The 23,984-nt window shown below is 55.1% G+C and carries 21 protein-coding genes; 20 read left to right on the top strand and 1 reads right to left on the bottom strand.

The window, feature by feature from the left end:
• Nucleotides 1-72 precede the first annotated feature (72 nt).
• From WH298_RS15445 to nei, 10 genes are all read left to right on the top strand, one after another.
• Nucleotides 73-1,029, top strand: coding sequence for a YbgA family protein (locus WH298_RS15445; protein WP_049850905.1), 957 nt, complete (start codon nt 73-75; stop codon nt 1,027-1,029).
• Between the two features lie 12 nt (nt 1,030-1,041).
• The gene (gene phrB, locus WH298_RS15450; protein WP_180823261.1) at nt 1,042-2,469 is read left to right on the top strand and encodes a deoxyribodipyrimidine photo-lyase; all 1,428 of its coding nucleotides are present in this window, start codon (nt 1,042-1,044) and stop codon (nt 2,467-2,469) included.
• A gap of 18 nt (nt 2,470-2,487) precedes the next feature.
• On the top strand, nt 2,488-3,231 hold the full coding sequence (locus WH298_RS15455; protein WP_180823262.1) for a type 2 GTP cyclohydrolase I: 744 nt from the start codon (nt 2,488-2,490) through the stop codon (nt 3,229-3,231).
• A 217-nt stretch (nt 3,232-3,448) separates the two neighbouring features.
• Nucleotides 3,449-4,105: a 5-oxoprolinase subunit PxpB gene (gene pxpB / locus WH298_RS15460; protein WP_180823263.1), complete on the top strand. Its 657-nt coding sequence runs from the start codon at nt 3,449-3,451 to the stop codon at nt 4,103-4,105.
• Nucleotides 4,099-5,031: a 5-oxoprolinase subunit PxpC gene (gene pxpC / locus WH298_RS15465; protein ID WP_180823264.1), complete on the top strand. Its 933-nt coding sequence runs from the start codon at nt 4,099-4,101 to the stop codon at nt 5,029-5,031. Before pxpB ends, pxpC begins: the two co-directional genes overlap by 7 nt.
• Complete coding sequence (pxpA, locus tag WH298_RS15470) at nt 5,021-5,758, top strand: 5-oxoprolinase subunit PxpA (protein ID WP_007890658.1); 738 nt, start codon at nt 5,021-5,023, stop codon at nt 5,756-5,758. The genes pxpC and pxpA overlap by 11 nt, the downstream gene beginning before the upstream one ends.
• A 57-nt stretch (nt 5,759-5,815) precedes the next feature.
• Nucleotides 5,816-6,544, top strand: a complete 729-nt coding sequence (locus WH298_RS15475; protein ID WP_007890657.1) for a DUF969 domain-containing protein — start codon at nt 5,816-5,818, stop codon at nt 6,542-6,544.
• Complete coding sequence (locus WH298_RS15480; protein ID WP_007890656.1) at nt 6,544-7,560, top strand: DUF979 domain-containing protein; 1,017 nt, start codon at nt 6,544-6,546, stop codon at nt 7,558-7,560. Before WH298_RS15475 ends, WH298_RS15480 begins: the two co-directional genes overlap by 1 nt.
• A 7-nt stretch (nt 7,561-7,567) precedes the next feature.
• Nucleotides 7,568-8,215, top strand: coding sequence for a pyroglutamyl-peptidase I (pcp, locus tag WH298_RS15485; RefSeq protein ID WP_180823265.1), 648 nt, complete (start codon nt 7,568-7,570; stop codon nt 8,213-8,215).
• Between the two features lie 11 nt (nt 8,216-8,226).
• Nucleotides 8,227-9,015, top strand: coding sequence for an endonuclease VIII (nei, locus tag WH298_RS15490; protein WP_007890654.1), 789 nt, complete (start codon nt 8,227-8,229; stop codon nt 9,013-9,015).
• Between the two features lie 51 nt (nt 9,016-9,066).
• Here nei and WH298_RS15495 read toward each other — a convergent pair whose 3' ends face one another.
• The gene (locus tag WH298_RS15495) at nt 9,067-10,350 is read right to left on the bottom strand and encodes a citrate synthase (protein ID WP_008107361.1); all 1,284 of its coding nucleotides are present in this window, start codon (nt 10,348-10,350) and stop codon (nt 9,067-9,069) included.
• A gap of 609 nt (nt 10,351-10,959) precedes the next feature.
• Here WH298_RS15495 and sdhC point away from each other — a divergent pair.
• The 10 genes from sdhC to cydB all read left to right on the top strand — a co-directional run bounded on the left by sdhC (nt 10,960) and on the right by cydB (nt 23,974).
• Nucleotides 10,960-11,391, top strand: a complete 432-nt coding sequence (gene sdhC / locus WH298_RS15500; protein WP_007890652.1) for a succinate dehydrogenase cytochrome b556 subunit — start codon at nt 10,960-10,962, stop codon at nt 11,389-11,391.
• Nucleotides 11,385-11,732, top strand: coding sequence for a succinate dehydrogenase membrane anchor subunit (gene sdhD / locus WH298_RS15505; protein WP_049850912.1), 348 nt, complete (start codon nt 11,385-11,387; stop codon nt 11,730-11,732). The genes sdhC and sdhD overlap by 7 nt, the downstream gene beginning before the upstream one ends.
• Complete coding sequence (gene sdhA, locus WH298_RS15510) at nt 11,733-13,499, top strand: succinate dehydrogenase flavoprotein subunit (protein ID WP_007890650.1); 1,767 nt, start codon at nt 11,733-11,735, stop codon at nt 13,497-13,499.
• 14 nt (nt 13,500-13,513) lie between these two features.
• On the top strand, nt 13,514-14,230 hold the full coding sequence (locus WH298_RS15515; protein ID WP_007890649.1) for a succinate dehydrogenase iron-sulfur subunit: 717 nt from the start codon (nt 13,514-13,516) through the stop codon (nt 14,228-14,230).
• A gap of 206 nt (nt 14,231-14,436) precedes the next feature.
• A complete protein-coding gene (gene sucA, locus WH298_RS15520; protein ID WP_180823266.1) occupies nt 14,437-17,244 on the top strand; it encodes a 2-oxoglutarate dehydrogenase E1 component in 2,808 nt (935 codons plus the stop codon).
• A gap of 15 nt (nt 17,245-17,259) precedes the next feature.
• Entirely contained in the window at nt 17,260-18,483 is a 1,224-nt protein-coding gene (gene odhB, locus WH298_RS15525) for a 2-oxoglutarate dehydrogenase complex dihydrolipoyllysine-residue succinyltransferase (RefSeq protein ID WP_007890647.1), read from the top strand.
• 61 nt (nt 18,484-18,544) lie between these two features.
• Nucleotides 18,545-19,711: an ADP-forming succinate--CoA ligase subunit beta gene (gene sucC / locus WH298_RS15530; protein WP_007890646.1), complete on the top strand. Its 1,167-nt coding sequence runs from the start codon at nt 18,545-18,547 to the stop codon at nt 19,709-19,711.
• A complete protein-coding gene (gene sucD / locus WH298_RS15535; protein ID WP_007890645.1) occupies nt 19,711-20,586 on the top strand; it encodes a succinate--CoA ligase subunit alpha in 876 nt (291 codons plus the stop codon). The genes sucC and sucD overlap by 1 nt, the downstream gene beginning before the upstream one ends.
• Before the next feature lie 665 nt (nt 20,587-21,251).
• Entirely contained in the window at nt 21,252-22,823 is a 1,572-nt protein-coding gene (gene cydA, locus WH298_RS15540) for a cytochrome ubiquinol oxidase subunit I (protein WP_007890644.1), read from the top strand.
• Between the two features lie 11 nt (nt 22,824-22,834).
• Nucleotides 22,835-23,974 (top strand): cytochrome d ubiquinol oxidase subunit II, encoded by a 1,140-nt coding sequence (gene cydB, locus WH298_RS15545; protein WP_049850913.1) that lies wholly within the window; start codon nt 22,835-22,837, stop codon nt 23,972-23,974.
• Nucleotides 23,975-23,984: the final 10 nt, after the last annotated feature.

Here is a 23,984-nt window from a genome sequence, read left to right on the forward strand (position 1 = left end):
CTTCCCCGCTGTTATCCCGTGCCATTTCAGCTACACTTAAAACCTCTACAAGTTTTATGAGGTTGTACAAGTATGAGCGAGAAAATTCCTGTTGGTATCAGCGCTTGCCTGCTCGGGGATAACGTCCGATTCGATGGCGGCCACAAACGTTTTGCTTTCGCGACGGACGAGCTCGTGCCATTTGTGCGCTTCGAACCTGTATGTCCTGAAATGGCGATTGGTTTACCGACGCCACGCCCGGCTTTGCGGCTGGTGAAAGAGAGCGATGACAATATTCATCTCTGCTTCAGCAAGGATGGCGGCGAGGAAGTCACCGATGAGATGCAGCGCTGGTCCGCCGAGCGCGTGAAATCGCTGCATCATCTGTGTGGGTACATTCTGTGTGCCAAATCGCCTAGCTGTGGGCTGGAGCGCGTTCGCGTTTACGAGCCCGAAACCAACAATAATCGTAAAGCGGGCACCGGCATGTTTACCGCATTTCTGCAGAAAGAGATGCCGTGGTTGCCGCTGGAAGAGGACGGCCGCCTGCATGATGATGCCATCCGCGAAAACTTCATTGGCCGCGTTTATGCGCTGCACGAATTCAATGAAATGTGGCGCAGCGGTCTGTCGCGCCACAAGCTGATGGCCTTTCATAGCCGCTATAAATTGCTGCTGCTTTCCCATGCGCAGGATGAGTACCGTGAAATGGGACGTTTTGTGGCGGCAATGGATCAGTGGGATTCGCTGGAAGATTACGCCGTTGAGTATCGCAATCGCCTGATGCATCTGATGTCCCATCAGGCATCGCGCCGCAATCACACCAACGTGCTGATGCATGTGCAAGGCTATTTCCGCCCGCAGTTGAGTTCGCCGCAGCGTCAGGAGTTGGCGCAGCTGATCGATCGTTATCGTCTCGGCGTGCAGCCGTTGCTCGCACCGATCACCATGCTGAAACACTACATGGCGGAATATCCGCATCCATGGCTGGCTCAGCAGCGTTATTTTGATCCTTATCCAGAAGCGCTGCGTTTGCGCTACGGACAATAATTTCGGGGCTTTATGACCACCCATTTAGTTTGGTTGCGCAACGATCTGCGCATCAATGACAACATGGCGCTGGCAGCCGCCTGTCGCGACAGCAATGCCAACGTGATGGCGCTGTTTATCGCCACGCCACAGCAGTGGCAGCAGCATCACATGGCACCGAAGCAGGCGGCGTTTATCCAGCAAAATCTCCGCTTATTGCAGGCGTCATTGGCGGAACGCGGCATCCCTTTGCATTATCATCAGTGTGATGACTTTGCTGCCTCGATTGATTTTCTCAGCGAGTTTTGCCACCAGCAGCACGTCGACGCGCTTTATTACAACTATCAGTACGAAATAAACGAACGTGAGCGCGATGCACAGGCCGAAAAGCGGCTGGATGCGCAGGGCGTGATTTGTCAGGGATTTGACGATAGCCTGCTGTTGCCGCCGGGCAGCGTACAAACCGGCAGTAACACCATGTTCAAAGTGTTTACGCCATTCAGCAAAGCCTTTGTCCGCCGCCTGCATCAGGGCTTGCCGGAGTGCTATCATGCTCCGAAAGCCCGCCCGAATGCACCAATCCGTATCGAACAGCACATTCCAGCATTTGATTATCCTTGCGAAGATGTTGATGAGAGCTGGTTCCCTGCCGGTGAAGAGGCAGCGTTAAAACAGCTGCGTCATTTCGCCAAACAGGCGGTGCAACACTACCCGGATCAGCGCGACTTACCGGCGATTGATGGCACCAGCCGCTTATCGGCTTATCTGGCGATTGGTGTGCTATCGCCGCGCCAGTGCTTACATCGGGTATTGAAAGAGCACCCCGACGCGCTCAATGAGGGCAAGGCGTTTACCTGGCTGAACGAGCTGATCTGGCGCGAATTTTACCGCCATCTGATGGTGGCATTCCCGGCATTGTGTAAGCACCAACCGTTTGTCGATTGGACGCGCAACGTGAATTGGCAGAAAAATGACCATCATCTTGCGGCCTGGCAGCAGGGTAAAACCGGCTATCCGATTGTCGATGCGGCGATGCGTCAGCTCAACACGCTGGGCTGGATGCACAATCGGCTGCGCATGATTACCGCCAGTTTTCTGGTAAAGGATCTGCTCATCGATTGGCGTGAAGGTGAGCGCTACTTTATGCAGCAATTGATCGATGGCGATCTGGCCGCCAATAACGGTGGCTGGCAATGGGCGGCATCAACCGGCACCGATGCCGCGCCTTATTTCCGCATCTTCAATCCCACCACTCAGGGCGAACGCTTCGATAAACAGGGCGACTTTATCCGCCAGTGGTTGCCGGAACTGCGCTCTGTACCAGACAGCGATATCCATCAGCCACAGGTTTGGGCGCAGAAAAATAACAAGAAACTCGATTATCCGGCACCAATCGTGGAACATAAGGATGCACGTAAAAAGACACTAGACGCCTTTGAGCGCGCTCGCAGCGCGGCTTGAGGCGATCAGGGAGCCGTAATGAACAATGTTGAATTAGAACAGATCGTCAACCAGCAGCTTAACAACAGCGCCTTCAGCGATTACGCACCGAACGGTTTGCAGGTTGAAGGACGCGCTGAAGTAAAAACCCTCATCACCGGCGTAACGGCTTGTCAGGCGTTGCTGGATGAAGCGGTGAAGCGCAACGCTGATGCGGTGCTAGTGCATCACGGCTACTTCTGGAAGAGTGAAGCGCCGGTGATTAAAGGCATGAAGCGCCAGCGCCTGCGTACCTTGCTGGCCAATGATATCAACCTGTATGGCTGGCATCTGCCACTGGATGCGCACGCCGAGTTGGGTAACAACGCGCAGCTGGCGCGTCTGTTTGATATCGAGGTCAAAGGCGAAATTCAGCCGCTGGTGCCGTGGGGCGAATTGGCACAGCCGTTGAGCGGTGCGGCGTTGGCGGAAAAAATCGCCCAGCGTTTAGGCCGTACGCCGCTGCACTGCGGTGATAACGCGCCTGCGTTGATCAAACGCGTTGCCTGGTGTAGCGGTGGCGGTCAGGGCTTTATCGATAGCGCGGCGGCATTTGGTGTCGATGCCTTTATTACCGGTGAAGTTTCTGAGCAAACCATTCATAGCGCGCGCGAACAGGGGTTGCACTTCTTCGCTGCTGGCCATCACGCGACCGAGCGCGGCGGGATTAAGGCGCTCGGCGAATGGCTAGCGACACATCACGGTCTTGATGTGACCTTTATTGACATCGACAATCCTGCCTGATTGCTCCTCTCTCACGCCCTTAACACACGTTAAGGGCGCAAATCTGTTGACACATCTCTGTCACTTTCGCATAACGTATTGCCTTTACGCATAAACGCGCACCCGGTCGCCATAAATGGCGCCCCGCTAACCTGATGGTGCGGGTTGTGTAGTGTGCGCATTAATGCGCACCTCAATTATCTGTTTTTCGGCATGTTTTTTTACCAGGAGGTCGTTTTTGCAACGAGCACGTTGTTATCTGCTAGGTGAGCGCGCGGTGGTGCTGGAACTGGAACCGCCGGTTTCGTTGACCAGCCAGCAGCGCATTTGGGGATTGTGTCAGCGATTGCAGCAGAACGAGCAGGTAGAGGAAGTGATTCCTGGCATGAACAACCTGACACTGCTGCTGCGCGACCCGCAACTGAATGCGCTGGACGCTATTGAACGTTTGCAGCGCTGGTGGGAAGAGAGCGAAGCGCAGCTGCCGGAATCGCGCCGGGTAGAAATTCCGGTGGTGTACGGCGGTGAAGGCGGACCGGATCTGCAGGTAGTCGCTGAGCGCGCCAATATGACGCCAAAACAAGCGGTGGAACTGCACAGCAGCATTGATTACGTGGTCTATTTCATTGGCTTCCAGCCCGGATTCCCTTATCTCGGCGGACTGGATGAGCGGTTACACACGCCGCGCCGCGCCGAGCCGCGATTAATTGTACCGAGCGGCTCTGTGGGCATTGGTGGCAGCCAAACCGGCATCTATCCCTTAGCCGCGCCGGGCGGCTGGCAGCTGATAGGCCATACGCCGCTTAGCCTGTTCGATCCGCTGCAACATCCGCCAACCCTATTACGTCCTGGCGATAGCGTGCGCTTCGTGCCGCAGCAGGAGGGCGTATGTTAAAGATTCTACGCGCGGGCATGATGACCTCGCTTCAGGACCACGGCCGTACCGGTTTTCGGCAATATGGCATCAGCGTTGGCGGCGCGCTGGATCAACCGGCGATGCGCACGGCCAATATGCTGGTGGGCAATCCCGAGCAAAGCGCGGTGCTGGAAATCGTGCTCGGCCAGTTCAAAGTGCAGTTTACCCGCGATGGCTGGTTTGCACTGACGGGCGCCGGCTGTAATGCCGATCTGGATGGCCAACCGGTCTGGACCGGCTGGCGACTGCCGGTGAAGAAAGGTCAGGTGCTGACGTTAGCAACGCCAACGCGCGGCATGCGCAGCTATCTGGCGATTAACGGTGGCTTTGCCGTGCCGGAAATGCTCGGTTCAGTCAGTACCGATCTCAAGGCGGCGTTTGGCGGCTGGCAGGGACGAAAATTACAAGACGGTGACGAATTGCCGTTAGGCAAACCCACGCGTGACTTCAAAGACAAAGCCGGCGTGCGCCAGCTGCTGTGGGGCAATCGCATTCGCGCTCTGGCGGGGCCGGAATACAGCGAATTCTCGCGTGAAGCGCAGCAAGGTTTTTGGCGCAGCCCGTGGAAACTCAGTCCGCAAAGTAATCGCATGGGATATCGCCTACAGGGACGTCAATTGCAGCGCGACGCGACACGCGATTTGCTGTCGCACGGTTTAGTGCCCGGCGTGGTGCAGGTGCCGCCCAATGGCCAACCGATTGTGTTGATGGCCGATGCGCAAACCACCGGTGGTTATCCGCGTATCGCCTGCATCATCGAAGCCGATCTCTATCATCTGGCGCAAATTCGTCTCGGCGAACCGATTCACTTCATTCATTGCACGCTGGAAGATGCCATTGCGGCTAAGCAGCATCAGCAGCGCTCGTTTGACCAAATTGCCTGGGGACTGGGACATGAAGATTGATCTTAATGCCGATCTTGGCGAAGGCAGCGCCAGCGATCGGGAACTGCTCACGCTGGTCAGCTCGGCCAATATCGCCTGCGGCTTCCACGCCGGTGATGCGCAAACCATGCTGCAATCAGTGCGCTGGGCGAAAGCCAGTGGCGTGGCGATTGGTGCGCATCCCAGTTTCCCCGATCGGGAAAACTTTGGTCGTAGCGCGATGCAACTGCCGCCGGAAACAGTGTATGCGCAGATGATTTACCAGATTGGCGCGCTAAAAAGTATCGCGGAGAGCGAAGGTGAACGTCTGGTGCACGTCAAACCGCACGGCATGTTGTATAACCAGGCGGCGGGCGATCCGCAGCTGGCCGATGCTATCGCGCGCGCGGTGAAAGCCGTGGATGCGGGATTAATTCTGGTGGGATTGGCGGGCAGCGCCTCGATTGCGGCGGCGGCTCATCATGGTTTGCGCACACGCGAAGAGGTATTTGCCGATCGCGGTTATCTGGCGAGCGGGGCGCTGGTGCCTCGCAGTCAGCCTAACGCGATGATTGAAGATGCCGACCAGGCGCTCGCGCAAACGCTGGCGATGGTGCAGCAGCGTCAGGTGCAGAGCATCAGCGGCGAATGGGTGCCGGTCAACGCGGAAACCGTGTGTCTGCATGGTGACGGCGCCCACGCGCTCCAGTTCGCCCGTACGTTGCGCGCCGCCTTTGCGACCAATCAGATTGCCGTTACCAGCGCATAACATTTTACTGATTGCCCGGCCTCACGCCGGGCTTTGTCTTTTACATAAGGGAACAACATGGATAACGTGGTAAACCTCTGGCCGCTACTGGGCATTGCCGCCATCATTGTGGGTTTTGTGCTGCGCTTTAACCCGGTGCTGGTGGTGATAGTGGCGGGCTTCGTCACCGGGCTGGCGGCGCATCTGCCGCTGGCGGATATTCTGGAAAAACTCGGTTCTGGCTTCCTCAATACGCGTAATCTGCCGCTGATTCTGCTGCTGCCGTTAGCGGTCATCGGCTTGCTGGAGCGTCATGGTTTGAAAGAGCGCGCGCAGAGCTGGATCGCGCAGATCAAAACCGCGACCGCCGGGCGCTTGCTGATCGTCTACCTGTTCGTGCGTGAAGCCACTGCGGCGCTGGGCTTAACCAGCCTTGGCGGTCATCCACAAATGGTGCGTCCGCTGCTGGCGCCGATGGCCGAAGGGGCCACGGAAAACCGCTACGGCGAAGTGCCGCCAGACGTGCGTCATCGCCTGCGCGCCATGTCGGCCGCCACCGATAACATTGGTCTGTTCTTTGGTGAAGATATCTTCGTCGCTTTTGGCGCAATTATCTTCATGCATAACTTTATGCAGGAGTCTGCCGGTATCAGCACCGAACCGCTGCATATCGCGCTGTGGGGTATTCCTACTGCACTCTGTGCTTTCCTCATTCATTCAGCCCGTCTGGTACGCCTTGATCGTCAGCTGGCGCGAGAACTGGGCGCGTTGAATCAGCAGGCGCTGAACGCCAAAGGAGGGAAGTAATGTTCCAGCAACAATATTTGATGTGGCTGGCAGGGGTGATCCTGCTGGTGGTGGCGCTGCTTTCCTGGCGCGACAGCGCCAACCCGCGCCGTTTTACCACCGGGCTGTTCTGGGCCTTGTATGGGCTGATTTTCCTGATCGGCGACGGCGCTTATCAGTTGATGGGGCAATGGGCGGGCGATGCCGAACTGGGCCGCCGCTGGTTGCACATCGCGGTCGGCGTGGCTGTGGTGGTGATGGCGTTGATTGCCGGTTTCGGCGGCGTGCGTCTGGGACGCTATCATCAGCGCAGCGACGAGCAGAAACAGGAGAGCGCCAAACGTCTGCACAACAAACTGTTCTTGCCGGCGCTGGCGATCCCGCTGGTCACCGTGATTGGCGTGCTGGCGTTTAACCACATTCCTGGGCTGCAGGACACCGTGTTTGGCCCCGGCAATCACTCAACATTGGTGACGCTATTCTCAATGATGATCGGCTGCCTGTTGGGCTGGCTGATTGCACTGAAAATCACCCATGAAAAGCCGCTGCAGTCGATGCAGGAGACCCGTCGCTTGCTGGATGCGGTGGGTTGGGCCTTTATTCTGCCGCAAATTCTCGCCACGCTCGGCCTGCTGTTCACCAGCGCCGGTGTCGGCACCGCGATTTCGCACCTTACCGAGCAGTATCTGGCGGTGGATAATCGCCTGATCGCCGTCGCGGTCTACGCGGGTGGCATGGCGCTGCTGACCATGGTGATGGGCAATGCGTTCGCGGCCTTCCCGATTGTGACGGCCGGGATTGGGATTCCGATTCTGGTGCTGCAACACGGTGGCAATCCGGCGGTGATGGCGGCAATCGGCATGTTCTCCGGCTATTGCGGGACTTTGATGACGCCGATGGCGGCCAACTTCAACATCGTTCCGGCGCGTCTGTTAGAGCTGCCGGACCGCAACGCGGTGATCAAGGCTCAGGTGCCAACCGGTGTGCTACTGTTGGTAGTGAATATTTTCCTGCTCTACTTCCTGATGTTCTTGTGAGGTTGCAATGAAAACGGTGTTAATGACGGCGTTTGAGCCGTTTGGTGGCGAAAGCATCAACCCTTCGTGGGAAGCGGTGCGCAGCTTTGACGGCAAAGAGATCGCCGGTGCACGTATTGTGGTGCGCCAGCTGCCGGTGGTGTTTGCCACCTGCGGTGAAGTGTTAACGCGTGCGCTGGAAGAGATTCAGCCCGATCGCGTGCTGTGCGTTGGGCAGGCGGGTGGTCGATCCGACATTACCGTTGAACGCGTCGCCATCAATGTGGATGACGCACGTATTCCGGACAACGACCAGCAGCAGCCGATCGATCAGCCGATTGAGGCCGATGGCCCGGCGGCCTATTTCTCCACGCTGCCGATCAAAGCCATGGTTGCCGCACTGCGTGAAGTGGGCGTGCCGGCGTCGGTATCGCAAACCGCCGGTACTTTTACCTGTAATCACGTGATGTACAGCCTGCTGCACTGGATTCATACCACCAACAGTAGGGCGCGCGGCGGTTTTATTCACATTCCTTACATGCCGGAACAAGCGGTGCATCATCCTGGTGTGGCGAGTATGGCCACCGCTAGCGTGATCAAGGCGCTGGAAACCTCGCTGCAGGTGATATTGAGTACCGAAAATGATATTCGCGTCGTCGGTGGCGCCACGCATTAACAGGAGTTGTTATGCCTGAGGGACCGGAGATCCGTCGTGCGGCGGATCAACTGGCAGAGGCAATGGAAGGCAAACCGCTCACCGATGTATGGTTTGCCTTTCCCGAGCTGAAAACCTATGAACCCGCGCTGATGGGAACCACCATCAATGCGTTTGAAACGCGGGGCAAAGCGCTGCTCACGCACTTCTCAAATGGCCTGACGCTTTACAGCCACAATCAGCTGTACGGCGTCTGGCGCGTGGTGCCAACCGGCACGCAGCCGAATACCACGCGACAACTCCGCGTGCGGCTCGCCAATGCGGATAACACCATTTTGCTGTACAGCGCGTCGGATATTGAGCTGCTCAACGCTGCTACCTTGGCGGCGCATCCGTTTCTGCAACGGGTGGGACCAGACGTGCTGGATGCCAGCTTAACGGTGGAGGAGGTGCGCGAGCGTCTGCTGTCGCCGCGCTTTCGTCGTCGCCAGTTCAGCGGCTTGTTGCTCGATCAGGCATTTCTCGCCGGTTTAGGTAATTATCTGCGCGTGGAGATTTTATGGCATGCCGGTTTGCTGGCGTCGCACCGGGCGCAGGATCTCAGCGAGCAGCAGCTCACGGCGCTGAGTGAGGCGATGCTGTCGGTGCCGCGTTTGTCATATCAGATGCGTGGCAGCATGAAGAAGTATCACGAAGATGCCGCGTTTCGCTTCGAGGTGTTTCATCGGCAGGGCAAAAAATGTCGGCGTTGCGGAGCGGTGATTGAGAAGGGCGTGTTGTCATCGCGGCCGTTTTACTGGTGTCCGGGATGCCAATTGTAGCGGCACGATTTATCGCGCAATAAAAAAGGCGGCCGTTTGGCCGCCTTTTCCTTATTTATCCAGCGCCGAGGTAAATGGACGCTCGGTGTAACCGGTATACAGCTGACGCGGACGGGCAATTTTCATGCCTTCGTCATGCATCTCTTTCCAGTGTGCAATCCAGCCTACGGTACGCGCCATGGCGAAGATGACGGTAAACATGGAAGACGGAATGCCCATCGCTTTCAGAATGATGCCTGAGTAGAAATCGACGTTAGGATAGAGCTTACGCTCAATGAAGTACGGGTCGTTCAGCGCGATGTGTTCCAGCTCCATCGCCACTTCCAGCAGATCATCTTTCATGCCCAGTTCATTCAGCACTTCGTGACAGGTATCGCGCATCACGGTGGCGCGCGGATCGTAATTTTTGTAGACGCGGTGGCCAAAGCCCATCAGACGGAACGAATCGTTTTTGTCTTTCGCACGTTTAACAAACTCAGGGATGTGATCAACAGTGCTGATCTCTTCCAGCATGCGCAGTGTCGCTTCGTTGGCACCGCCGTGCGCCGGTCCCCACAGTGAAGCGATACCGGCGGCGATACAGGCAAACGGGTTGGCGCCTGAAGAGCCTGCGGTACGTACGGTAGAGGTTGAAGCGTTCTGCTCATGGTCGGCGTGCAGAATCAGAATACGGTCCATGGCGCGTTCCAGTACCGGATTCACTTTGTACTCTTCGCATGGCGTGGCGAACATCATGTGCAGGAAGTTACCGGCATAAGAGAGGTCGTTGCGCGGATACACAAACGGCTGGCCGATGGAGTATTTGTAGCACATCGCCGCCATGGTCGGCATTTTCGACAGCAGGCGGAACGCAGCGATTTCACGGTGACGTTCAATATTGACGTCTAAAGAGTCGTGATAAAACGCGGCCAGCGCACCGGTCACACCACACATTACCGCCATAGGATGCGAATCGCGGCGGAAGCCATGGAACAGTCGGGTGATTTGCTCGTGTATCATGGTGTGGCGGGTAACGGTCGTGCGGAACTCTTCAAACTGGGCTTGGGTCGGGGCTTCGCCATTCAGCAAGATGTAACACACTTCGAGATAGTTGGAGTGGGTTGCCAGCTGGTCAATCGGGAAACCACGGTGTAACAGAATACCTTCGTCACCATCAATAAAGGTGATTTTGGATTCGCAGGACGCAGTAGAGGTGAAGCCGGGATCGAAGGTGAACAGGCCTTGAGAGCCAAGGGCGCGGACATCAACAACATCTTGTCCCAGCGTACCTTGCATCACGTCCAGTTCAACAGACGTATTATCTTGTAGGGTTAGCGTCACTTTTTTATCTGTCATTATTTCGTCTCCATAGCGCCTTTAAGGTAAGGATCTTAGACACCAGAATAGCCTTCATGTTGCAAATATCAGCAAGCGATATAACCACAATCTTCACAGCATCACTCTGCGGTAACGTGGGTCGTGCAGGGTTACAGAGTAAACGCTGATTTGGGCCATTCGGTGGCGTCGGGGCATGACATGCTGCACATCGAGGATGTTAAAGTTCCTGTCACGACATAACTTCTTGGTAACCAATAACCTGATGCTTTGTATTGCTTGTATTGGCAATGTTACATAACTTGAGCTTAGGGGAAAGTGTATCCCCATAACTTTTGTGCATCATAGGGCTTTAATGCGATTGTTTGTAACTGAAATGTTGATCTTTTGTCAAATCAGATAATTAAAAATGTATAAATTGTGAAATTCGTGAGCATGATCACTGTTCAACCTAAATGTGACCAAAGAGATTGTAGGGGAATTGTAATCAGAATGTGATCCTCCTATACTGCGGCCAGGTCTCCGGAACACCCTGACACCAGGAGCCACCCAGCGTTTTACCCGCTTTATTTAACACTGGATGTTGCTATTTTGGTGGCGGTTGCAGTCTGAACACATGCTGTGTCTCTGATGCAACTCAGGACCGGAGGAAGCAAAATAAAAAAGAGCTGTGTGGGCAAAACCGTGAAAAAACAAAGACCTGTTAACTTGGATCTCTCGACGATCCGGTTTCCCGTTACTGCAATATCGTCCATTCTCCACCGCGTCTCCGGCGTGATCACCTTTGTCGCTCTCGGAATTCTGCTCTGGTTACTGGGTCTCTCTCTCTCCTCTCCAGAAGGTTTCCAGCAAGCGGCATCCATCATGGATAGCTTCTTCGCCAAATTCATCATGTGGGGCATTTTAACTGCGCTGGCGTATCACGCTGTGGGCGGTATTCGTCATATGTTGGCTGATTTTGGCTTTATGGAAGAAACCCTGCAGGTGGGAACCCGTTCCGCGCAAGCGGCTTTTGTTATCACTGTCGTGCTCTCAATTTTGGCTGGAGTCCTCGTATGGTAAGCAATGCTTCTGCATTAGGACGCAACGGTATCCATGACTGGCTGTTACTGCGTGCTGCTGCAATCTTAATTACGCTCTACATTCTCTACATCCTCGGTTTTGTCGTGATGACAGGCACGCTGACGTATGACGTCTGGCACGGCTTCTTCTCGTCCGCCTTCACTAAAGTGTTCACCATGTTGACGCTGTTCTCGATTCTGATCCACGGCTGGATTGGGATGTGGCAGGTGCTGACTGACTACGTGAAACCAGTAGCAACCCGGTTGCTGCTGCAGTTTGTGATTGTGGTTGCGCTGTTGTCGTATGCGATTTATGGAACCGTTGTCGTGTGGGGTGTGTAAATGAGTTTGCCAGTCAGAGAATTTGATGCCGTGGTGATCGGCGCGGGTGGCGCAGGAATGCGCGCTGCTCTGCAAATCTCCCAATCGGGCCAGACTTGTGCCCTTTTATCCAAAGTTTTCCCAACCCGTTCCCATACCGTATCGGCGCAGGGCGGTATCACCGTTGCGCTGGGTAACACCCATGAAGATAACTGGGAATGGCACATGTACGACACCGTCAAAGGTTCCGACTTTATCGGCGACCAGGACGCGATCGAATATATGTGTCATGTCGGTCCGGAAGCGATTCTGGAACTGGAACATATGGGGTTGCCTTTCTCCCGTCTTGATGACGGCCGCGTCTATCAGCGTCCGTTTGGTGGTCAGTCGAAGAATTTCGGTGGTGAGCAGGCGGCGCGTACCGCTGCGGCTGCCGACCGTACGGGCCACGCCTTGCTGCATACGCTGTATCAGCAGAATCTAAAGAACAAAACCACCATCTTCTCCGAATGGTATGCGCTGGATCTGGTGAAAAACGAAGACGGTGCGATTGTCGGCTGTACGGCTATCTGCATGGAAACCGGCGAAACCGTCTACTTCAAAGCCAAAGCGACCATTCTGGCGACCGGCGGCGCGGGCCGTATTTACCAATCCACCACTAACGCGCACATCAACACCGGTGACGGCGTCGGTATGGCGCTGCGCGCAGGCGTGCCGGTGCAGGATATGGAAATGTGGCAGTTCCACCCAACCGGCATTGCCGGTGCGGGCGTGCTGGTTACCGAAGGTTGCCGTGGTGAAGGCGGTTACCTGCTGAATAAGCACGGTGAACGCTTCATGGAGCGCTATGCGCCGAACGCCAAAGATCTGGCGGGCCGTGATGTAGTAGCACGCTCCATGATGGTGGAAATCCGTGAAGGTCGTGGTTGCGATGGCCCTTGGGGTCCGCACATCAAACTGAAGCTCGACCATCTCGGTGCCGACGTGCTGGAGTCGCGCCTGCCGGGCATCCTTGAGCTGTCGCGTACCTTTGCGCACGTTGACCCTATTAAAGAACCGATTCCGGTGATCCCAACCTGCCACTACATGATGGGCGGCGTGCCGACCAAAGTGACCGGTCAGGCGCTGCGCGTGAACGAGCAGGGCGAAGATGTGGTGATTCCGGGTCTGTTCGCCGTCGGCGAAATCGCCTGCGTATCGGTACACGGCGCTAACCGCCTTGGCGGTAACTCACTGCTCGATCTGGTGGTGTTTGGTCGCGCAGCTGGCGTGCACTTGCTGGAGTGTATTGAAGAGCAGGGCGAACTGCGTGAAGCCACGCAGGAAAATCTGGATGAAGCGATGGCGCGCTTCAATCGTTGGGAAAATAACACCACCGGTGAAGATCCTGTCGAAATCCGTAAAGCGCTGCAGCGCTGCATGCAGAACAACTTCTCGGTATTCCGCGATGGCGATGCGATGCGTGAAGGTCTGGAAGAGCTGAAAGTGATTCGTGAGCGTCTGAAATCAGCCCGTCTTGATGACCGTTCGCCGGATTTCAACACCCAGCGTATTGAGTGCCTTGAGTTGGATAACCTGATGGAAACCGCGTATGCCACCGCTGTCGCTGCCAACTTCCGTACTGAAAGCCGTGGCGCACACAGCCGCTTCGATTATCCGGAGCGTGATGATGCCAACTGGCTGTGCCACAGTCTCTATGTTCCGCAGACGGAAAGCATGACGCGCCGTGAGGTGAACATGCAACCGAAACTGCGTGCGGCCTTCCCGCCGAAAGCGCGTACTTACTAATTGCGGAGATGATCATGAGACTCGAATTTTCAATCTATCGTTACAACCCAGAAGTCGATGCCAAGCCGCGTATGCAGGAGTACACGCTGGAATCGGAAGATGGTCGCGACATGATGTTGCTGGATGCGCTGATCCGTCTGAAAGAGAAAGATCCGACGCTGGCTTTCCGTCGCTCATGCCGTGAAGGCGTGTGCGGTTCAGATGGTCTGAACATGAACGGTAAAAATGGTCTGGCGTGCATCACACCGATTTCTGCGCTCGGTAACGGTTCGAAGAAAATTGTTATCCGTCCTCTGCCTGGTTTGCCGGTGATCCGCGACCTCGTGGTAGACATGGGACAATTCTATGCACAGTATGAGAAGATTAAGCCTTTCCTCTTGAATAATGGGGAAAATCCACCGGCGCGCGAGCATTTACAGAGCCCGGCAGAGCGTGAGCATCTGGATGGTTTGTACGAGTGTATTCTCTGCGCCTGCTGCTCTACCTCATGCCCGTCGTTCTGGTGGAATCCGGACAAATTCGTGGGTCCGGCGGGTCTGCTGGCCGCTTACCGTTTCCTGATCGACAGCCGCGACACTGAAACCAATGCGCGTCTCGACAATCTAAACGATGCTTTCAGTGTTTTCCGCTGTCACAGCATCATGAACTGTGTGAGCGTGTGCCCGAAAGGCCTAAACCCAACGCGCGCTATCGGCCATATTAAGTCGATGCTGCTGCAACGCGGGGCGTAACAAAGAAGTCACTGTCCGGGAACTGAGGTTCCCGGATGTTTACGGAAGCCTCTATAAGCGCGGTATTGACCACGCTTATAAAGGTTCCCTTACGAGCCAGGCGCCGGTAGCGCACAGGTTCGTATCGCTGAACTCACTACGGCAAGCCGCGTAAGCGGTAACAAATGAAACCTCATAAAAAGCAGATTAATGCTTAAGGGATCACAATGCAGAACAGCGCGATGAAACCCTGGCTGGACTCCTCCTGGCTGGCCGGCGCGAACCAATCCTACATAGAGCAACTCTATGAGGATTTCCTGACCGATCCTGACTCAGTTGATGACATGTGGCGCGAGCTGTTCCAGCAGCTGCCGGGCACTGGCGTGAAACCTGAGCAATTTCACTCCACCACGCGTGATTACTTCCGCCGCCTGGCTAAAGACGCAACGCGTTACACATCAACCGTGACCGATCCGGCCGCCAACTCCAAACAGGTTAAAGTACTGCAGCTGATTAATGCGTTCCGCTTCCGCGGCCATCAGCATGCCAACCTTGACCCGCTTGGCCTGTGGAAACAGGACACGGTAGCCGACCTCGATCCGGCTTATCACGATCTGACCGACGCCGATTTTCAGGAAAGCTTTAACGTAGGCTCATTTGCTATCGGCAAAGAGACGATGAAGCTGGCCGATCTGTTTGCGGCGCTGCAGCAGACTTACTGTGGCTCAATTGGTGCAGAGTACATGCACATCAACAACACCGATGAGAAGCGCTGGATCCAGCAGCGTCTGGAGTCGGTGGTGGGCCACGCGTCTTTCAGCAGCGACGAGAAAAAAGGTTTCCTGAAAGAGCTGACCGCGGCAGAAGGCCTGGAAAAATATCTGGGGGCGAAATTCCCAGGTGCGAAACGCTTCTCGCTGGAAGGCGGCGATGCGCTGGTACCGATGCTGCGTGAGATGATTCGTCACGCTGGCAAGAGCGGTACGCGTGAAGTGGTGCTGGGTATGGCGCACCGCGGTCGTCTGAACGTGCTGATCAACGTCCTGGGTAAAAAACCGCAGGATCTGTTCGACGAATTCTCCGGTAAGCACAAAGAACATCTTGGCACCGGCGACGTGAAGTACCACATGGGCTTCTCATCTGATGTGGAAACCGAAGGTGGCCTGGTGCACCTGGCGCTGGCGTTCAACCCGTCGCATCTGGAAATCGTCAGCCCGGTAGTGATGGGTTCGGTGCGTGCGCGTCTGGATCGTCTGGCAGAGCCAAGCAGCAACAAAGTTCTGCCGATCACCATTCACGGTGATGCTGCGGTGATTGGCCAGGGCGTGGTGCAGGAAACCCTGAACATGTCGCAGGCGCGGGGTTACGAAGTGGGCGGTACCGTGCGCATCGTGATCAACAACCAGGTTGGTTTTACCACTTCCAACCCGAAAGATGCGCGTTCCACGCCGTACTGCACCGACATCGGCAAAATGGTGCTGGCACCGATTTTCCACGTTAACGCCGATGATCCAGAAGCGGTGGCGTTTGTGACGCGTCTGGCGCTGGATTATCGCAACACCTTTAAACGCGATGTCTTCATCGATCTGGTGTGCTATCGCCGTCACGGCCACAACGAAGCCGATGAGCCAAGTGCCACTCAGCCGTTGATGTACCAGAAAATCAAAAAGCATCCAACGCCGCGTAAACTCTATGCCGACCAGCTGGAAAGCGAAGGCGTAGCGACCAGCGAAGATGCCACTGAAATGGTTAATCTGTATCGTGATGCGCTGGATGAAGGCGAGTGCGTGGTGCTGGAATGGCGTCCAATGAGCCTGCACTCCTTCACCTGGTCGCCGTATCTCAACCACGAGTGGGATGAGAGCTACCCGGCAACCGTTGAACTGAAACGTCTGCAGGAGCTGGCGCGCCGCATCAGCAGCGTACCGGAATCGGTAGAAGTGCAGTCACGCGTCGCCAAGATTTACAACGATCGTAAAGAGATGGCCGAAGGCAACAAAGCGTTCGACTGGGGCGGTGCAGAAAACCTCGCCTACGCCACGCTGGTTGACGAAGGCATTCCGGTTCGTCTGTCTGGTGAAGATACCGGTCGCGGTACCTTCTTCCACCGTCATGCGGTGATTCACAATCAGACTAACGGCTCAACCTACACGCCGCTGCACCATGTCCATAACGGCCAGGGTCAGTTCAAAGTGTGGGATTCGGTGCTGTCGGAAGAAGCGGTACTGGCCTTCGAATACGGTTACGCCACCGCAGAGCCGCGCGTGCTGACCATTTGGGAAGCGCAGTTCGGCGACTTCGCCAACGGTGCACAGGTCGTCATCGATCAGTTCATCAGCTCCGGCGAGCAGAAATGGGGCCGTATGTGTGGCCTGGTGATGTTGCTGCCGCACGGTTATGAAGGCCAGGGCCCTGAGCACTCCTCGGCGCGTCTGGAGCGTTATCTGCAACTCTGTGCTGAACAGAACATGCAGGTGTGCGTGCCTTCAACACCAGCGCAGGTTTACCACATGCTGCGTCGTCAGGCGCTGCGCGGTATGCGCCGTCCGCTGATCGTCATGTCGCCGAAATCTCTGCTGCGTCATCCGCTGGCAATCTCCACGCTGGAAGAGCTGGCGACCGGTAGCTTCCAGCCGGCGATTGGTGAGATCGACGATTTGGATCCGCAGCAGGTGAAACGTGTGGTGCTGTGTTCGGGCAAGGTTTATTACGATTTGCTGGATCAGCGTCGTAAGAACGAGCAGACCGACGTGGCCATCGTACGTATCGAACAGCTCTATCCGTTCCCGCACAAAGTCGTGCAGGACGTATTGAAAAACTATGCTCATGTGCAAGATTTCGTGTGGTGTCAGGAAGAGCCGCTCAATCAGGGCGCATGGTATTGCAGTCAGCATCATTTCCGCGAAGTGGTTCCATTTGGTGCGTCACTGCGTTATGCAGGCCGTCCGGCTTCTGCTTCACCGGCCGTGGGCTACATGTCCGTACATCAAAAACAGCAGCAAGACCTGGTTAATGACGCGCTGAACCTTGGTTAATAAAAAGGAAAGAAAATGAGTAGCGTAGAAATTCTCGTTCCCGATTTGCCTGAATCCGTAGCGGACGCAACGGTTGCAACCTGGCACAAAAAACCTGGCGACTCTGTGAGCCGCGATGAAGTACTGGTAGAGATTGAAACCGACAAAGTGGTGCTGGAAGTGCCTGCTTCCGCAGACGGCATTTTGGAAGCCGTGCTGGAAGATGAAGGTGCTACCGTCACTTCTCGCCAGATTCTGGGCCGCTTGAAAGAGGGCAACAGCGGCGGGAAAGAGACCGCGGCAAAAGCGGAAAGCAACGAGTCTACTCCGGCTCAGCGCCAGACAGCTTCGCTGGAAGAAGAGAGCAACGATGCGCTCAGCCCAGCGGTACGCCGTCTGATTGCTGAAAACAACCTCGATGCTGGCCAGATCAAAGGCACCGGCGTGGGCGGCCGTCTGACGCGTGAAGATGTGGAAAAACATCTGGCGAAGAAAGCCGACAGCGGCAAAGCAGCGCCAGCACCCGCCGCTGCGGCTGCACCGCAGGCTGCTGTGGCTAACCGCAGCGAAAAACGCGTACCGATGACGCGTCTGCGTAAGCGTGTTGCCGAGCGTCTGCTGGAAGCAAAAAACAGCACCGCCATGTTGACCACGTTCAACGAAATCAACATGAAGCCAATCATGGATCTGCGTAAGCAGTACGGCGATGCGTTTGAGAAGCGTCACGGCGTGCGTCTGGGCTTCATGTCCTTCTACATCAAAGCGGTGGTTGAAGCGCTGAAACGCTTCCCGGAAGTGAACGCGTCTATTGATGGCGAAGATGTGGTTTACCACAACTATTTCGATGTGAGCATTGCGGTTTCTACCCCGCGTGGTCTGGTAACGCCGGTGCTGAAAGATGTTGATGCGCTGAGCATGGCCGACATCGAGAAGAAGATTAAAGAGCTGGCAGTGAAAGGCCGTGACGGCAAGCTAACGGTTGACGAGTTGACCGGCGGTAACTTCACCATCACCAACGGTGGTGTATTCGGTTCGCTGATGTCTACGCCAATCATTAACCCGCCGCAGAGCGCGATTCTGGGCATGCACGCCATCAAAGAGCGCCCAATGGCGGTCAATGGTCAGGTAGTGATTCTGCCAATGATGTATCTGGCGCTCTCTTACGATCACCGTCTGATTGATGGTCGTGAATCCGTTGGCTATCTGGTCGCGGTGAAAGAGATGCTGGAAGATCCAGCTCGCCTGCTGCTGGACGTCTAAATTTCGCCGGGCGCGCGGAGTGACGGCGCGCCCAAAATCTTACCTGAATGGATAGAACATCATGAACTTACATGAATACCAGGCGAAGCAGTTGTTTGCACGCTATGGCATGCCAGCACCGACAGGCTACGCCTGCACCACGCCACGTGAAGCCGAAGAAGCCGCTTCTAAAATTGGCGCCGGTCCGTGGGTAGTGAAATGTCAGGTTCATGCCGGTGGCCGCGGTAAAGCGGGCGGCGTGAAAGTGGTTAATAGCAAAGAAGACATTCGTGCTTTTGCTGAGCATTGGTTGGGCAAACGTCTGGTGACCTATCAAACTGACGCGCACGGCCAGCCGGTAAACCAGATTCTGGTTGAAGCAGCCACTGATATCGATCAAGAGCTGTATCTGGGCGCGGTGGTTGATCGTGCAACCCGTCGCGTGATCTTCATGGCCTCGACTGAAGGCGGTGTTGAGATTGAGAAAGTGGCAGAAGAAACGCCACACTTGATCCACAAGATGGCACTGGATCCATTAGCGGGTCCACAACCGTATCAGGGCCGCGAGTTAGCATTCAAACTTGGTCTGACCGGTAAGCAAGTCAGCCAGTTCACCAAAATCTTTATGGGTCTGGCGACCATGTTCCTTGAGCGCGATCTGGCAATGGTTGAGATCAACCCGCTGGTGATCACCAAGCAGGGCGATCTGATCTGCCTCGACGGCAAATTGGGCGCAGACGGTAACGCACTGTTCCGTCAGCCGGAGCTGCGTGAAATGCGCGACCCGAGCCAGGAAGATCCACGTGAAGCGCACGCGACACAGTGGGAACTGAACTACGTTGCGCTGGATGGCAACATCGGCTGTATGGTGAACGGCGCCGGTCTGGCGATGGGCACCATGGACATCGTGAAACATCACGGTGGTGAGCCGGCAAACTTCCTCGATGTTGGCGGTGGCGCAACCAAAGAGCGCGTAACCGAAGCCTTCAAAATCATCCTGTCTGACGATGCGGTGAAAGCGGTATTCGTTAACATCTTCGGCGGCATCGTACGTTGCGACCTGATCGCAGACGGCATCATTGGTGCAGTGGCAGAAGTGGGTGTGAACGTGCCAGTGGTGGTACGTCTGGAAGGTAACAACGCCGAGCTGGGCGCTAAGAAACTGGCGGACAGCGGTCTGAATATCATTGCAGCAACCAGCCTGACAGACGCAGCACAGCGTGTTGTCGCTGCAGCGGAGGGTAAATAATGTCCATTTTGATCGACAAAAACACCAAAGTCATTTGCCAGGGTTTCACCGGTGGTCAAGGGACGTTTCACTCTGAGCAGGCGCTGGCCTACGGTACGCAGCTGGTTGGCGGTGTAACGCCAGGCAAAGGCGGCACCACGCATCTCGGCCTGCCCGTGTTCAATACCGTGCGTGAAGCGGTAGAAGCGACCGGCGCAACTGCCACCGTGATCTATGTTCCGGCTCCGTTCTGCAAAGACGGTATCCTGGAAGCGATCGATGCGGGCATCAAGCTGATCATCACCATCACCGAAGGTATTCCAACGCTGGATATGCTGACCGTGAAAGTGAAGCTGGATGAAGCCGGCGTGCGCATGATCGGCCCGAACTGCCCAGGCGTGATCACGCCAGGCGAATGTAAAATCGGTATTATGCCGGGCCACATTCACCAGCCGGGCCGCGTAGGTATCGTCTCGCGTTCCGGTACGCTGACCTATGAAGCCGTTAAGCAGACTACTGACATCGGCTACGGCCAGTCTACCTGCGTCGGTATCGGTGGTGACCCGATCCCAGGCTCTAACTTCATCGACATCCTGAAACTGTTCCAGGACGATCCACAGACCGAAGCGATCGTGATGATCGGTGAGATCGGTGGTAGCGCGGAAGAAGAAGCAGCTGCCTACATCAAAGCTCACGTGACTAAGCCAGTTGTCGGCTACATCGCGGGTGTGACTGCACCGAAAGGCAAGCGTATGGGCCACGCCGGCGCCATCATTGCCGGTGGTAAAGGCACCGCTGATGAGAAGTTTGCTGCGCTGGAAGCGGCCGGTGTGAAAACCGTACGTAGCCTGGCTGACATTGGTGACGCGGTTAAAGCGGTTCTGCCAATCAAATAAGCCATCATCGTAGTGATGTAAAAAGGCCACCTTCGGGTGGTCTTTTTTTTGGCAATATCCTGCTAAAAATCAGGGGAAAAAGCGCAACGGGTTAAAAAAGTGCGGCTATGCTTACTTTGGGTTCAAGGTAAAGAAGGGAAAAGGCGCTAGATCTCTGTCAAAGAATTGACGCGTAACTTTCCAGATCGAGGTTAAATAATTGCGGAAAAGGTAATTATATTCTTAATTTTACCAACTGGTTGTGACAACTAATTAACAACCATTCTTACACTACACATCTGGAAATTTATAGCCTTAATCCAGATCAATAAATAGCGAGTTATAGCAAACTTTACCACTGGCTAAGCGCGGGCCAACCGGTTTAAATTGCGCTGCATCAATTCAGTCTACTTCATAATTTTTCAGGAGTTTGTGTCAGGCGTTGTTATATCAATTCTGTCGCCTCCTTAACTCACTTCTGCCTGAACCTGACTGGAAAGAGAGTTTATTTCGGGAAATTTTTATCACTGTTACTCGCTCACTTCGGGCAACAGGTTTCTCTGTTATCTCAGTAATAAAACTGGAATCAATAATCAGTCGTTCCTGAATCTAATTCTGCGCATCAATGTCAGTGTGTTTGCCGTTGTATCCGCAGAGCGAGTTTATGCGAGGAGCAAGGAGTCATCATGTTAGATATTGTCGAGCTGTCGCGTTTACAGTTTGCCCTGACGGCGATGTACCATTTCCTGTTTGTCCCATTAACGCTCGGTATGGCGTTTTTATTGGCAATCATGGAAACCGTATATGTCCTGACGGGGAAACAGATTTATAAAGATATGACCAAATTCTGGGGCAAGTTGTTTGGTATCAACTTTGCACTGGGCGTGGCTACCGGTTTGACCATGGAGTTTCAGTTCGGTACCAACTGGTCATATTACTCACACTACGTCGGCGATATCTTCGGTGCGCCGCTGGCCATTGAAGGCCTGATGGCGTTCTTCCTCGAATCCACCTTTGTCGGCCTGTTCTTCTTCGGCTGGGATCGTCTCGGTAAAGTGCAGCACCTTGCAGTCACCTGGCTGGTCGCGCTCGGTTCTAATATGTCCGCGCTGTGGATTCTGGTAGCGAACGGCTGGATGCAAAACCCGATCGCTTCTGAGTTCAACTTCGAAACCATGCGCATGGAGATGCTGAGCTTCTCCGAGCTGGTGCTGAATCCGGTGGCGCAGGTGAAGTTTGTGCACACCGTTGCCGCCGGTTATACCGCGGGTGCGATGTTCATCCTGGGTATCAGCGCCTGGTATCTGCTGAAAGGGCGCGATATCGCCTTCGCAAAACGCTCTTTTGCTATTGCAGCCAGCTTCGGTATGGCGGCGATTTTGTCGGTGATCGTACTGGGTGATGAATCGGGTTATGAGATCGGCGATGTGCAGAAAACCAAACTGGCCGCGATTGAAGCGGAGTGGGAAACTCAACCGGCGCCAGCCGCGTTTACCCTGTTTGGTATTCCGGATCAGGAGACGCAAGAAAACAAATATGCAATTCAGATCCCTTATCTGCTCGGCCTGATTGCCACGCGTTCGGTCGATACGCCGGTTACCGGGCTGAAAGATCTGTTGGCGCAGCATGAAGTGCGTATTCGTAACGGCATGAAAGCGTATGCATTGCTGAACGAGTTGCGTGGGGGCAGTAAAGATCCGGCAGTACGCAGCCAGTTCGAGGCGAGCAAACAAGATCTCGGTTACGGCCTGCTGCTGAAGCGCTACACCGCTGATGTCGCCAACGCCACGGAAGAGCAAATTCAGCAAGCGAAACAGGATTCGATTCCCCGCGTTGCGCCGCTCTACTTCGCCTTCCGCATCATGGTGCTGGGTGGTGTGCTGATGCTGGGTATTATCGCGCTCTCATTCTGGAGCGTCATCCGCAACCGCATTGGCAAATCTCGCTGGCTGCTGAAAGCGGCGCTGTACGGTATTCCTTTGCCATGGATTGCGATTGAGTCGGGTTGGTTTGTCGCTGAATACGGTCGTCAGCCGTGGGCGATTGGTGAAGTGCTGCCGACCGCAGTCGCTAACTCATCATTAACCGTAGGCGATCTGCTGTTCTCGATGATTCTGATTTGCGGTCTTTACACCTTGTTCCTTGTGGCCGAAATGTACCTGATGTTCAAGTTTGCGCGCCTCGGTCCAAGCAGCCTGAAAACCGGCCGCTATCATCATGAAACGCTGAAGACATCATCTCAGCCGGTGCGTGGATAAGGAGAGCTACCATGTTTGATTATGAAGTTTTACGCTTTGTCTGGTGGCTGCTGATTGGTGTCCTACTGATCGGTTTTGCCGTCACTGATGGCTTTGATATGGGTGTTGGTATGTTGACCCGTATTCTTGGGCGCACCGATACCGAACGTCGCATCATGATTAACAGCATTGCGCCACACTGGGACGGCAACCAGGTTTGGCTGATTACGGCGGGTGGTGCGCTGTTTGCCGCCTGGCCGATGGTCTATGCCGCTGCTTTCTCAGGCTTCTATGTAGCGATGATTTTGGTGCTCGCTTCACTGTTCTTCCGCCCGGTCGGTTTCGACTACCGTTCAAAGATTGAAGATATGCGCTGGCGTGGCATGTGGGATTGGGGCATTTTCATCGGCAGCTTTGTTCCGCCGTTAGTCATTGGTGTGGCATTCGGCAACTTGCTGCAAGGGGTGCCGTTCCATGCTGACGAATATCTGCGCCTCTTCTATACCGGCAACTTCTTCCAGCTGTTGAACCCATTTGGTTTACTGGCCGGCGTAATCAGTGTGGCGATGATCCTGACACAGGGCGCAACCTACCTGCAGATGCGTACTGCGGGTGATTTGCACCTGCGCAGCCGTACCACCGCGCAAATCACTGCGCTGGTGATGATGGTGTGTTTCATTCTGGCCGGTGTTTGGGTGAAATACGGTATCGACGGTTATGTGGTGAAGAGCGTCATCGATCATCACGCGGCATCTAACCCATTGGGTAAAGATGTGGTGCGTGAAGCCGGTGCGTGGATGGTGAACTTTGAGCAAACGCCGGTGCTGTGGCTGTTTCCGCTGTTAGGTGTGGTGCTGCCGCTGCTGACCATTCTCTGCTCGCGTCTGGAGAAGGGTGCCTGGGCATTCATCTTCTCTTCACTGACGCTGGCTTGCGTCATTATGACGGCGGGTATTGCGATGTTCCCGTTCATCATGCCATCCAGCACCGTGCCGGGCATCAGCCTGACAATGTGGGATGCCACATCTAGCTTGCTGACGCTGAAAGTAATGACCATTGCAGCCATCATCTTTGTACCCATTATCCTGGCGTACACCGCCTGGTGTTATTACAAGATGTTTGGCCGTATCACCAAAGAACACATTGAGAGCAATACGCACTCCCTGTACTGATTAAGGAGAT

Origin of the sequence: Pantoea nemavictus, assembly GCF_037479095.1 — a bacterium.
Taxonomy (GTDB): Bacteria; Pseudomonadota; Gammaproteobacteria; order Enterobacterales; family Enterobacteriaceae; genus Pantoea; species Pantoea nemavictus.